Genomic DNA, 12696 nt, shown 5'->3' with positions numbered 1-12696 from the left:
TAGACAAACCGCTTTCGTATTACGTAAGCGGTTTGTTGTTTAATATGCCCATAGACTCAATATGCTTTTTAGCTTCTTCGTCCCCGAGATTATAGATCATGTTATACACTTGAACTGTAACCGAATCATAGGCATCATTTTCTCTGTCATGATGATATTGAACATATGGAACGTGTGCACGGAAAAAGTTTTCCCAGTCATTTGCATGATTTTGATCAAAATATTCACGAAGCTGAATGATCTCTTCATCTGTAGCTTCAATTTTAAAATTCCAAGGAGAGCTCGTTCCGCTTTGTGAGATTTCTCCTGTACTAACCGTAATATAGTATGTCTTTTTATCATTATTCATGGCTCACACTCCCTTTTTTATTATAATTTGCACAAGGAAATGATTTATTCCCTTTTTCCCAACACCTTATTGAAGAAAATTAAAGAATAGTTTACATATTTACGGGTATTGCTGAAGTATAATGATAACAATACCTTTATAATAAAAATAAGGGAGGTGAAGAACGTGAAGCTTGTAGATGAAATATATGAGTTTTATCGGCACAAGTTAACAGGTGATGAAGAAGATATTGATATGCTTGCTTTTGCCTTTTTAGAGGAGTTAACTCAAGAGGATTTGCTTAATATCATTAAAGATCTCGATAAGCAGGAGTTGTACGATTTAGTTGGTGTCTATCTAATTGAAGGATTGAAAGGGAAATTTGCTCAAGAAGAATACGGCCAACGGAAAATCCCTAACTTCCAACAACGGAACTTTCACTAACGGTACATAGAAGAAAACGAAAGCACATATACAGAAGCTGACTATAACTAGTCAGCTTCCTTTATTTTACTCTATATAGATTCTGCAACAATAACTGACCAACCTTTACCTTTATAGGCATTATATCCTTCAGTTAACGAGTATGCGAAAATTTGATTATCCTCAATCGTATACCCTCGAGTTTCTCTTCCTGATAAAATATTCTGGACAGCTTTTAAATGAGTGAGCTTTGTTTTTAAAATTTCTGTACGGTCCTTAGAAGCGATAACATAACCTTCTGAATTGATCGCATAGATCTTGCTTTTTTCATCTGTTTGAACCCGGTCAATAATGTCATAAATGTACTCCCAGTTAAATCGGGTGGTAAATACGCCTATGACTTCTCCCACATCATTTCGAACAGGACTAGAATACCCCATTGTATACCCCTCAACAACGGAAGAATAGTACATATCTGTGACGTACACATCGTTTGTTTTTACCGTTTCTTGAAACCACTCCCGGTCACTCATATTTCGCCCTACTTGGCTTTGATTTTGCGCAGCAACAAGAATTTCTCCCGATAAATCAATAACGAACAAATCGAAATACACTTCATAAATGTTATATATATTTTTCATGAATGCTTCCGCTGTCTTTTTCGAATCAGAGGTAGGCTGAGTTAAACATTCTTTAATGGCATCGAAGGTTGCCCATGCCTGAACGTCACAATTTCTTTCAAATAAATTCCGATCAATTTTATCAATCGTATCAAAGGCAATATCCACCGTTCTTAACGCAATAATATTATTTGCCTTCGTTTGAATACTTTTGATAATACTCTCACTTGCTTTGCTAGAATCTAAGCAGTCTTGAGCAAACTTTTTAATCTCCTTCGCAACGACTGAAAATGCTCGTCCTGCCTCCCCTGCTCTTGCTGCCTCAATTCCTGAATTTAATGCTAATATATTGGATTTCATGGAAATGTCTTTAATATTTTGCATGACACCTTCCATCTTACTATTTTCCTGCTTTAACTCATTCATCAGCACGGATACATTTAAATTTTTCTCTTGAGTACTGACCATATTCATTCATTCTCCTCTCAAACCGAACCATAATGTTATGTTTTGTGACATGATATGATAAATAATATCACAATTTTGAAAATATTGCCGTTTTAGAGAATGCGATTTTTAAATAAATTGTGAATTTTTTGTACAAATAAAAAAACAACCCTATTCAAGAGTTGTTCTTTTATGATTGATTATACTGATTCACCGAGGTAGGCTTTTAACATCCATACATGTTTTTCTAGTGTTGAATGAATTGCTAGGAACATGTCACCTGTTGCCTCGTCGTCCATCTCTTCAGCTAGTGACATTCCGCTTTTTAGTTCTTCAATTAACATTGAGAAATCATTTGATATACTTTGAACCATTTCAATTGCTGTTTCACTTCCTGTAGACTCTTTGATGCTCGATTTCTCTAAGTACTCCTTCATAGTAGCAATGGGCTCTCCACCAATTGATAGGAGTCTTTCGGCTAATTCGTCAATATGAATAGCTGCTTCGTTATAAAACTCTTCAAATTTTGTATGCAGTGTAAAAAAGTCTTTCCCTTTAATATACCAATGAAAATTATGTAGCTTAACAAATAACACGCTCCAGTTAGAGATTTGGCTGTTCAACACATCATGTAGTTTATTATCCATATGATCTCCTCCTATAATTTCTTATCCATGCCGTTACTCCCATTGTTATATTACCCAGAATGGACAAGTTAAAACGTTTGGCCAAGTGACAAATAATTAAAGTTCTTAATCACACATGCTAAAATAGAATGGGAGAAAGGAGGAATAATATGATAACTGTTCTAATTATTTGTCTCATAATTGTAGGTATTGTCTTACTTTTATCGGTTGTCACAACTTCAAAGGCCTATTCATATAAACATACCGTTGATTCACTTGAGGATAACCCAAATATACATAAAGAAAGCGATCAAAAAAAAGAAGAGTGAGGGTATCTTGGTGAATATACTTTCTATTTTTGTTGGAATTATTTTCTTCCTTAACATTTTACTTGCTATCATTGTCATTTTTTTAGAAAGAAGAGATCCTAGTGCCACCTGGGCTTGGATTTTAGTACTATTTTTCATTCCTGTACTCGGCTTTATCATGTATTTACTTTTCGGACAGAATTTGAGCAGAAAGAAAATGTTTTATTGGGAAGATCGTGACAAAGTAGGAATAGAGCCTTTAATCGAAGAGCAAATTACACAATTGAATCAAAGAAGCTTTCCTTTCCAAAATTCAACCGAGGAAAAAAGTCGTGACCTCATTCATATGCACTTAATTAATAATGCTGCCATGTTTTCTCGTCATAACGACATTCAAATTTTTACTGATGGCAAAGAAAAATTTCACTCTCTCTTCCATGATATAGAGCACGCTCAAGATCATATCCATTTGCAGTACTATATCATCAAAAACGACGAACTCGGCAGAAGGTTAATGAAGGTATTATCACAAAAGGCACGTACTGGAGTAAAGGTTCGGGTTCTATACGATGAGCTAGGCTCTCGATCATTAAGAAAGTCATTTTTCAAGGAGTTGCGCCAAGCTGGAGGAGAGGTAGAAGCCTTCTTCCCTTCAAAACTACCTTTAATAAATTTGCGATTAAATTATCGTAATCATCGTAAGCTTGCTATCATTGATGGAAAAATCGGTTATGTTGGCGGATTTAATGTGGGAGATGAGTATCTAGGATTAAATAAAAGGTTCGGATACTGGCGTGATACACATGTTCGGATTGTCGGTGAAGCAGTACACCCTATACAAACTAGGTTTATTCTCGATTGGAACCAAGCTTCCTACCGGCACGATATTAATTATTCCCCTCGATACTTCCAACAACCAAGAAGTAGCGGGGATGTGGGCCTACAAATTGTCACAAGCGGACCTGACTCAGAGTGGGAACAAATAAAAAACGGGTATATAAAAATGATTTCTTTAGCAAAAGAAACCATTTTTATTCAAACACCATACTTTATTCCTGACACGAGTCTTTTAGATGCATTAAGAATCGCTTCTTTATGTGGAGTCGATGTAAAAATTATGATCCCAAATAAGCCAGATCATATGTTTGTCTATTGGGCTACCTATTTTTATGTTGGAGAAATGCTGAAAGCTGGGGCAAAAATTTATATTTATGAAAAAGGATTTATCCATTCGAAATCCATTGTCGTGGATAATGAAATTGCTTCTGTTGGGACAGCAAATATTGATGTACGAAGCTTCCGACTGAATTTTGAAGTGAATGCATTTATCTATAACAGAGAATTTTCCAACATACTAATGGATCAATTTTCTGAGGATATGAAGTCCTCAACGGAGCTAACTCTTGAAAATTATTTGAAAAGACCTGTGAAGATCCGTCTAAAGGAATCTGTATCAAGGCTTTTGTCTCCCATTCTATAAAAAATAGCCGAGCAAAAATGCTCGGCTAAACTTTTAAGCAAATACCTGTTTCAAATCTTCTTTTGATTGTTCAAGCCAAAAACGCATTAAACGTTTAGCTCCCTCAAGGTCATGAAGCTTCGCTTGACCACATTGTGTTTCATTAGCTGCAGGAATCTCAACGATTTCCACCGCTGATTTCATCGTATCCTCTAATAGATCAATAATTTCTTCTACCGAAGGCTCCCCACTCACCACTAGATAATAACCTGTTTGACATCCCATTGGAGAAATATCAATAATATCAAAATGGCTGTATTTTTCAGCATGCTCACGCAGGTTAAATGCTAATAAGTGTTCCAATGTATGAATAACATCTGGCTTCATTGCTTGCTTATTCGGCTGACAGAATCGAATATCAAATTTATTAACAACTCCATCACTCCCCACTTTATGTACTCCACAATGTCTTACATATGGGGCTTTCACTGCATTATGATCTAGTTCAAAGCTTTCTACAGAAGGCATATGTTCCACTCCTATTCATTCAATTTCTTTTATCAGTATACAACAATTATTACGCATTATCTCTACTTAACCGGATGCCATTTTTTAGACTAATTTCCCTATCTATGTTATGTTGTTCGTAAATAGGAAGAGGAAAGTGAGAGATTTACATGTTAAAAAAGGCGTTGATTGCCTTTATCCGTTTCTATCAAATTGCCCTATCTCCGCTCAAGCCACCAAGCTGTCGCTTCTATCCAACTTGCTCACACTATGGATTAGAGGCCATCGAAAGATTTGGACCGATAAAAGGTGGCTACTTAACAATGAAGCGAATATTAAAATGTCATCCTTTTCATCCAGGTGGGTTTGATTATGTTCCCGAAAAAAAGGAAAGAAAGAACTAGATGCTCTCATACCCATTTTCAACAGCGTCTAGTCTACCTGTTTCAGGGTCAATGACAAGTCCATGTACAGGAACTCCTTTTGGAAGCAGAGGGTGCTTCTTGATCATGTCCACACTGTGCTTCACGCTATCAGAAACATTGTCAAATCCATGCATCCATTCAGAGACGTTAATGCCAGAGTAGTTTAGCATATCAAGCGTCTCTTGTGTAATTCCCCGCTCTTTCATGCTTTCGATGACTACATCAGCCTTCATTCCACTCATTCCACAATCATAATGACCAATGACCAAAACCTCATCTGCCTGCAACTGATACACAGCTACAAGTAAACTTCTCATAATACTTCCAAACGGATGCGTAACTAGTGCACCAGCATTTTTTATGAGTTTTACATCCCCATTTGACACGTTCATCGCTTTTGGTAAAAGCTCTAGTAATCTTGTGTCCATACAAGTTAAAATAACTAGTCGTTTGTTCGGGAATTTTGTTGTTGTAAATTCCTCATACCGTTTTTCTTCAACAAACTGTTGATTATACTCTAAAATTTCATCTAACAATCTCATCCTGGTACCCCCTTTTTTGTACTTATGACTATAATACAAGATAATTGCAAAACTAGACAATTTTTATGGTTGCATAATTCTCTACTATTAGGTAATATAACTAATGTAAATCGTAACCGTTTCGGATTATCTATTAAAATACAAAATTACATCAATTCTTATACACTTTAAATCGAAATAATTACGTTTTATCCATAATCGAGAGGAGAGTAAGTATGTTTCGTAAATATACAGCATTTATTTTTATGATACTCATTGCCACATTTCTTGCAGGTTGCCAGGGAGAATCATCGGATACCAGTCAAGAAAACGATAAACTATCAATCTATACAACCGTTTATCCATTACAGTACTTCACAGAACGTATTGGTGGAGATTTAGTAAATGTCAAATCCATTTATCCTAATGGTGCAGATGAACACTCTTATGAGCCATCTCAAAAGGATATGATCGATCTTGCAGAATCTGACCTTTTCTTTTACATTGGCCTAGGTTTAGAAGGTTTCGTTTCAAAGGCAGAAGAAGCATTAAAAAATGAAAACGTCACGTTAGTAGCAACTGCTGAACATCTCACATTTGAGGAGCATGCAGAAGAAACTGAAGAAGAACATGCTCATGAAGAAACGGCAGAAGAGCATGCAGAAGAAACCGAAGAAGAACATGCTCATGAAGAAACGGCAGAAGAGCATGCAGAAGAAACCGAAGAAGAACATGCTCATGAAGAAGAGGATGAACATAACCACGGTGATGTAGATCCTCACGTATGGCTTGACCCAGTTTATGCCATTAGCTTAGCAGAAGAAATTAAAGAACAACTTCTTGAAAAATTACCAGATCATAAAGAGCAAATCGAAGAGAACTTCACAGCACTAGAAAAAGAATTGCAGCAATTAAATGACGAATTTACTGATGTAACTAGCACGGCAAAACACAAGGAATTTTTAGTGTCCCACGCTGCATTCGGTTATTGGTCTGAACGTTACGGACTTGAGCAAATCAGCGTATCAGGTTTAGCCTCCACAAATGAGCCTACTCAAAAGGAGCTTGAAAATATTATCGCTGAAGCCGAGGAACATGATCTACATTATATTTTCTTCGAACAAAATGTAAGCTCAAAGCTAACTGAAATTGTTCAAAAGGAAATCGGTGCAGAACCACTAATCCTTCATAATCTATCAACCTTAACGGATGAAGATGTAAAAGAAGAACGCACGTATTTTACCATCATGAAAGATAATATCAAAGCATTGCAAACAGCTTTAAACGAATAGTGTAAGTCAGCCCCCTCGTTTTTCGAGGGGCTTTTTGTTGTTTTTAGATCCATTTTTAATCTATTTAAATGAATTTGATGGCACTTTTCTTTAAAACAGCTTTGGAATGTCTTAATTCTATTGTATTTTGGTTTCTCATATGGTTCTTCTCAGTAGATTTGCTAGACTTTTTTGCGATTCTCAAAATTTATTTGCGATTCTCAGATTTTATTTGCGATTCCCAAAATTTATTTGCGATTCCAAGATTTTATTTGCGATTCCCTAAATTTATTTGCGATTCCAAGATTTTATTTGCGATCCCCAAAATTTATTTGCGATTCCAAGATTTTATTTGCGATTCCCAAAGTTTATTTGCGATTCCCGATTTCCAAATTTTATTTGCGATTCTCAAATTATATTTGCGATTCCATCTTAGAATTCGATTCGCCCACCTTTAGATTTCCCCCATTCAATATCTGCCACTAAATCGCCTTATTTCTTGTAAAAATAGGAAAAGATTACATATTTATTTTTAATTAGAAAAGAATAACTTGGTGAGTATATTGAAAGGGAGAATTTTATGGATGATTTACTAATTGCACGCTCGTTATTTGGAACTACTATGGGTTTTCATATTATTTTTGCAACAATCGGGGTAGGCTTGCCTTTTATGATGCTTACGGCTGAGCTCATGTACCAAAAAACAAAAGACCAAGAGTACGTAGTTATGGCTAAGCGCTGGACAAAAGCTTTTGCCGTACTTCTAGGTGTTGGGATTCCAACAGGTACAATCGCTGGAGTTCAGCTATCTCTACTATGGCCAGGCTTTATGGAAGTCATCGGTGTCGTCATGGCCCTTCCCTTCCAAATCGAAATCTATGCTTTTTTTATTGAAGCTCTATTTATGTCCATTTATGTATATGCTGCTGAGCGTATTCCTCCTTGGGCTCGAATCACAAGCCTGGTACTTGTTGCGATTGGTGCTTTAGCTTCTGCCGTTCTCATAACAAATGTACACGCTTGGGAAGGGACACCCACTGGATTTCGAATCGAAAACGGTGTCATAACCGATGTTGATCCATGGGCAGCATTTTTTAACCCAAGCTTTATTGTCACAGCTGGACATGTCGCTTTATCTGCTTATACAACGGGTGCATTTGTGATTGCGTCCGTATCAGCGTATAAACTATGGCGAACTGAATTTAATACACGCATCTACCATTTTCACAAAAAAGCATTAACACTTAGTCTCATTGTTGGAGGAATATTTTCTCTATTAACCGCCATAAACGGACATGAATCCGCTCAATATTTGCATGAATATCAACCTGAAAAGCTTGCTGCAGCAGAAGGATTATTTGAAACTCAATCTTATGCCCCTCTCGTCATCGGAGGATTTACTGACCGTGAAACCGAAGAGGTTAAGTACGCTATTCATATTCCTTGGGCACTTAGCTTTTTAGCGGGAAATAGCTTTGATACTGTCGTTAAGGGACTTAAAGAATGGCCAGAAGAAGAATGGCCACCGCTTTTTGTTCACACCCTTTTCAATGGAATGGTAGGCATTGGATCTTTATTAATCTTATTACCTCTACTCGCTTTACTTTGGATGAAATTTTTGAAAAAAGACAGATATCCTCGTTGGATTCTTTCGACCTTTATTGCCTCTGGCCCTTTAGCAGTGCTTGCGATTGAATTTGGATGGATTTTTGCTTGTACTGGAAGACAACCTTGGACGATTTATCGCGTGCTGTCAACGGCAGATTCGGCTACAACAGCGACAAACTTAGGCGTATTGTTTCTAGCATTTGCAGCTGTATACATCATTCTAGGAGTTTCTGTTGTATTTGTCCTTTTATATTATTTTAGAAAGAACACCGTTGCTGATGATTTACATCGAGCCGAACAAAAAGGTGTACCACTATATGGATCCAATACGTAACGACGCACCATTTTAATGGAGGAGTGAAAATAGATGACTGATGCATTACTAGCCATTACTGTGTTATGGGGTTTCGTATTCATCTATGCTGTTATGGCAACCATGGACTTTGGTGCCGGATTTTGGTCTATGCTTTACTTCAATAGAACGCAGACTAAGGCTACTAACATCGCTAACCGATATCTGTCCCCCACATGGGAAGTTACCAACACATTTATTGTTGCTCTTGTTGTTGCTGTGTACAGTTTATTTCCATCCGCAGCGTATACGCTCGGGACCGTATTACTTATTCCAGGCAGTATGATCTTGCTTTTGCTCGCCTTACGAAGTGCGTTTCTCGTTTTCTCAAATATTGCATCTGAATATCGAAAACCACTAACATATATCTCTGGAATTACCGGGATACTCATTCCTGGATTACTCATCAGCGTACTCCCGATTACCCATGGAAACTATATTGATTTTTCAGATGGCCGTCAAACACTTGATCTTATAAAGCTTTTTACCAGTGCAAATGAATACGCGTTTATTGGATTCGCAATAAGTTCCACTTTATTTTTATCATCCTTATTGCTTGCGGACTATTCAAAAACAGCAGAAGAATATGAGGCCTATGCTGTATATCGAAGAGATGCGATTATTCTAGGGCCTATCTCTCTAGCAATGGCCGTTCTCATTATGTTCACGCTCCGAACAGAAGCACCTTGGCTTTACGAAAAAATGATGGATAATCTGGCGTTTTTAATAACATCGGTTGTATTTTTTGTCATTGGTGGACTTGGTTTGTTTTTACCTTCTGTCACAGGGGGACCAAAGGGAATGCCTCGTCTCACTGTAATTGCGATTACTATTCAATACTTACTCGCCAGTCTCGTTTATGGACAAGCACACTTGCCTTACATTGTTTACCCAGAGGTGACCATTCAGAACGCCTTTACAGATCCGAATTCATTCCGTGCTATTTTCGCAACCTATATAGCAGGTTTTGCCATTCTATTCCCAGGTTTCTTTTATTTCTGGACATTATTTATGAATGACAAAAGATATCTACAGCAAAAACCACCAGAAGAAACGAAGTCATAATTCAAAGTACAAACATATCTTTCTTATCTTTTAAAAAAAAATCGTTCCCGATATTTGGTGTGAGACCAAATGAGGGCACGATTTTTTCTAATCATTATTTCGTAAAACTTTCCTCAAATATCGTTACATCTTTCAACCTTTTACGATTCATCTCAAACCCAATTCCAGGACTCCTAGGAACATCAATCATTCCATTACGGACAATCACTTCAGGAGAGGTGATGTCCTCATCCCAGTATCGGCTGCTTGCCGAAATATCTCCGGCAATCGTGAAATTAGGGAGAGAAGCAATAGAGATGTTATGTGCTCTAGAGATACCAAATTCCAGCATTCCCCCACACCAGACGGGTACTCCATTTTCCAAGCAATAATCATGAATGTCCTTTACCGTTTGAATACCGCCTACTCTACCAGCTTTTATATTTATTACCTGGCAGCTACCAAGCTCAATTGCTTTCTTGGCATCGTCAAAAGTTACAATACTCTCATCTAAGCAAATCGGTGTTTCGAGCACGGATTGTAGCTTTGCATGCTCGACAATATCATCGTACCCTAATGGTTGTTCGATCATCAGCAATCCAAACTCATCAAGTGCTTTTAATCGATTGATATCCTTTAATGTGTAGGCAGAATTTGCATCGGCCATTAATTGAACATGGGGAAAATGAGTTCTGATTGAGTGGATATAATCGTAATCATTTTGTGGAGAAATTTTTACCTTCACACGCTTGTAGCCGTTCTCAAGATTTCTTTCAATTTGCAAAAGCGTCTCTTTCATCGACTTAGCCCCAACCACCACTCCTGATGGAATTCTATCTTGAGTTCCTCCAAGCAGGCTTGACAATGACTGATCTCCTTCCTTTGCAAATAGATCCCAAATAGCCATCTCAAGACCTGCTTTGGCCATAAAGTTTCTCCGGAGTTTGTTAAAAACCGGAGTGACCTCACTCGGATGCTCAATGCGACTATTGAAGAGCAACGGGATAAAAAATTCTTTTAGCATATGTAAGGAGGTTTGGACGGTCTCTTCCGTATACCATGGAGAAGAAAAGGCAACTACCTCCCCAAACCCAGACACTCCCTCCCGATCGATTGCCTCTATTACAATCCCTTCCCGTTCATGCACCGTACCTAAATGAGTGGTAAACGGAGTCTTTAGTTTCATTGAGATAACAGATAGCTTAATTCTCTCAATTCTCATTCGCGCCTCCGCCTTTTACCCATTCTTTCAAACTTCTTCTTAGAAGCTTATTAGACGCATTTCTTGGTAGCAGGTCAACGATCATAACCCTTTTAGGAACCTTGTATTTCGCTAACTTGGAAGAACAATATTGTATGATTTCTTCTTCTGTTATAGATGTATTCCTAACAACAACAAAGGCTACCGGTACTTGTCCCCATTCCTGATCTTCTACACCGATAACCCCCGCCTCTTGAATAGCAGGATGTCCTTGTAAAACACCTTCGATTTCCGCAGGATAAATATTTTCTCCACCTGAGATAATCAAGTCTGAACGGCGATCTTGGACGTATAAGAAACCTTCTTCATCGACAAATCCTATATCCCCAGTTGCAAACCATCCATCCTTTAGGTGCGAACCCTTTTTATTCAAATACCCTTTCGTGACATTCGGACCTTTTACAAAGATCTCTCCAGATTGCAAATGCTGCAGTTCCAAACCATCAGAATCAACAATTTTTAATTGCGATGGAAAAAGTGCCTTTCCTGCCGAACCTAATTTGCTCAAGCTATATTCAGGAGATAAAGTTACAAATTGAGAGGACGTTTCGGTCATACCGTACGTTTGATAAACAGGAACTTCTAGCTGCACACATCTTTCTAATAGAGAAAGAGAAGCCGGTCCTCCTCCTAAAAGCATACAGCGAAAATGACTTGGTAACTGGCTATCCAAGTGATCTAGTATTCGTGAAAGCATCGTACTTACAACAGACATCGTTGTTACTTTCTCAGAATTTATATCTTGTAACGTTTTTTCCACGTCAAAGCTCTCGTGCAACACCATCTTTATTCCATAAATTACACTTCTCATTAAAATGGAATAGCCACTGATATGAAAAAGGGGAACTGCACATAGCCACCCATCGCTATCTTGCAATCCAAGATTTAAGCTTGAACCGACTGCACTCCACCAATGGTTTCCATACGTTTGCATTACCCCTTTAGGAGAACCAGTCGTTCCGGAAGTGTACATAAGTGAGCAAACCTCACCTAAAGCTACTTCATTAACAAGAAGTGGCTGAATAAATGGTGTTTGAAACAACTCATTTTTGTAGACGACACGTACATCTAATTGTTTTGCTTTTTCTTCGAACATTGATTCCGTAATTAAACATGCTGAGTTTGAATCCATCAGCTGATAATTCAGTTCTTCTGGAGTTAATCTTGTGTTAAGCAAGACCGCTTTTATACCAAGTAGCTGTAATGATAACAATATAACGACACTTTCGGAATGATTCGATAATAACAGTGCAACGTATTGCCCCTGTTTCATTCCATATGCATGCATTCGACCTGCTACATCGACACATTCGGCATATAGCTGTTGAAATGTGTAGCGTTTATCTTCAAATACCAACGCCGTTCGACTAGGTGTCAAAAATGCTCTCTTTTTAAGAAAATTCGGCATGACTTCTAATGACAATTTTTTCACCCTCTTCCTACTCACGTTATCAAATTGTTTTATTTTTTTCAATGTACATGCTGAAGTACAACAT

Annotated in this window: 14 protein-coding genes; 7 read left to right on the top strand and 7 right to left on the bottom strand. The window is 37.6% G+C overall.

Going from position 1 to position 12696, the window contains the following annotated elements; all coding sequences use genetic code 11:
• Positions 1 to 19 precede the first annotated feature (19 nt).
• The gene (locus ACRX5O_RS00170; RefSeq protein ID WP_433904110.1) at positions 20 to 349 is read right to left on the bottom strand and encodes a hydrolase; all 330 of its coding nucleotides are present in this window, start codon (positions 347 to 349) and stop codon (positions 20 to 22) included.
• Between the two features lie 165 nt (positions 350 to 514).
• On the opposite strand from ACRX5O_RS00170, the gene ACRX5O_RS00165 reads away from it, so the two are divergent.
• Positions 515 to 772 (top strand): DUF6154 family protein, encoded by a 258-nt coding sequence (locus tag ACRX5O_RS00165; RefSeq protein ID WP_119709552.1) that lies wholly within the window; start codon positions 515 to 517, stop codon positions 770 to 772.
• Between the two features lie 71 nt (positions 773 to 843).
• On the opposite strand, the gene ACRX5O_RS00160 is transcribed toward ACRX5O_RS00165, so the two are convergent.
• Both ACRX5O_RS00160 and ACRX5O_RS00155 read right to left on the bottom strand, forming a co-directional pair.
• On the bottom strand, positions 844 to 1845 hold the full coding sequence (locus tag ACRX5O_RS00160; protein ID WP_433904109.1) for a methyl-accepting chemotaxis protein: 1002 nt from the start codon (positions 1843 to 1845) through the stop codon (positions 844 to 846).
• 173 nt (positions 1846 to 2018) lie between these two features.
• On the bottom strand, positions 2019 to 2465 hold the full coding sequence (locus tag ACRX5O_RS00155; protein ID WP_433904108.1) for a Dps family protein: 447 nt from the start codon (positions 2463 to 2465) through the stop codon (positions 2019 to 2021).
• A 149-nt stretch (positions 2466 to 2614) separates the two neighbouring features.
• Here ACRX5O_RS00155 and ytzI point away from each other — a divergent pair, with 149 nt between their 5' ends.
• Both ytzI and cls read left to right on the top strand, forming a co-directional pair.
• Positions 2615 to 2773 (top strand): YtzI protein, encoded by a 159-nt coding sequence (ytzI, locus tag ACRX5O_RS00150; protein ID WP_119709555.1) that lies wholly within the window; start codon positions 2615 to 2617, stop codon positions 2771 to 2773.
• Between the two features lie 10 nt (positions 2774 to 2783).
• Entirely contained in the window at positions 2784 to 4232 is a 1449-nt protein-coding gene (cls, locus tag ACRX5O_RS00145; RefSeq protein WP_433904730.1) for a cardiolipin synthase, read from the top strand.
• Between the two features lie 33 nt (positions 4233 to 4265).
• Here the strand turns inward: cls and ACRX5O_RS00140 are convergent, their stop codons facing one another.
• Positions 4266 to 4739, bottom strand: coding sequence for an S-ribosylhomocysteine lyase (locus ACRX5O_RS00140; RefSeq protein WP_066057584.1), 474 nt, complete (start codon positions 4737 to 4739; stop codon positions 4266 to 4268).
• Positions 4740 to 4888: 149 nt separating this feature from the next.
• On the opposite strand from ACRX5O_RS00140, the gene yidD reads away from it, so the two are divergent.
• Positions 4889 to 5122, top strand: a complete 234-nt coding sequence (yidD, locus tag ACRX5O_RS00135; protein WP_433904107.1) for a membrane protein insertion efficiency factor YidD — start codon at positions 4889 to 4891, stop codon at positions 5120 to 5122.
• On the opposite strand, the gene ACRX5O_RS00130 is transcribed toward yidD, so the two are convergent.
• Entirely contained in the window at positions 5119 to 5685 is a 567-nt protein-coding gene (locus ACRX5O_RS00130) for a beta-class carbonic anhydrase (RefSeq protein WP_433904106.1), read from the bottom strand. The two genes, yidD and ACRX5O_RS00130, sit on opposite strands and share 4 nt — an antisense overlap.
• Before the next feature lie 215 nt (positions 5686 to 5900).
• On the opposite strand from ACRX5O_RS00130, the gene ACRX5O_RS00125 reads away from it, so the two are divergent.
• The 3 genes from ACRX5O_RS00125 to ACRX5O_RS00115 all read left to right on the top strand — a co-directional run bounded on the left by ACRX5O_RS00125 (position 5901) and on the right by ACRX5O_RS00115 (position 9960).
• On the top strand, positions 5901 to 6956 hold the full coding sequence (locus ACRX5O_RS00125) for a metal ABC transporter solute-binding protein, Zn/Mn family (RefSeq protein ID WP_433904105.1): 1056 nt from the start codon (positions 5901 to 5903) through the stop codon (positions 6954 to 6956).
• Positions 6957 to 7515: 559 nt separating this feature from the next.
• Positions 7516 to 8877 carry a cytochrome ubiquinol oxidase subunit I gene (locus ACRX5O_RS00120; protein WP_433904104.1) on the top strand — a complete coding sequence of 454 codons (1362 nt, stop codon included), beginning with the start codon at positions 7516 to 7518 and terminating at the stop codon, positions 8875 to 8877.
• A 33-nt stretch (positions 8878 to 8910) separates the two neighbouring features.
• The gene (locus ACRX5O_RS00115; RefSeq protein WP_433904103.1) at positions 8911 to 9960 is read left to right on the top strand and encodes a cytochrome d ubiquinol oxidase subunit II; all 1050 of its coding nucleotides are present in this window, start codon (positions 8911 to 8913) and stop codon (positions 9958 to 9960) included.
• Between the two features lie 94 nt (positions 9961 to 10054).
• Here the strand turns inward: ACRX5O_RS00115 and menC are convergent, their stop codons facing one another.
• Together menC and ACRX5O_RS00105 are read right to left on the bottom strand one after the other, a co-directional pair.
• Positions 10055 to 11161 carry an o-succinylbenzoate synthase gene (gene menC, locus ACRX5O_RS00110; RefSeq protein ID WP_433904102.1) on the bottom strand — a complete coding sequence of 369 codons (1107 nt, stop codon included), beginning with the start codon at positions 11159 to 11161 and terminating at the stop codon, positions 10055 to 10057.
• Positions 11151 to 12623: an o-succinylbenzoate--CoA ligase gene (locus ACRX5O_RS00105; protein ID WP_433904101.1), complete on the bottom strand. Its 1473-nt coding sequence runs from the start codon at positions 12621 to 12623 to the stop codon at positions 11151 to 11153. The genes menC and ACRX5O_RS00105 overlap by 11 nt, the downstream gene beginning before the upstream one ends.
• Positions 12624 to 12696 lie beyond the last annotated feature (73 nt).

The sequence above is a fragment of the Robertmurraya mesotrionivorans genome (genome assembly GCF_050971805.1).
Lineage (GTDB): Bacteria > Bacillota > Bacilli > Bacillales > Cytobacillaceae > Robertmurraya_A.
Note: the sequence above shows the minus strand (reverse complement) of the source record. Positions and strands in the feature narration are given on the sequence as shown.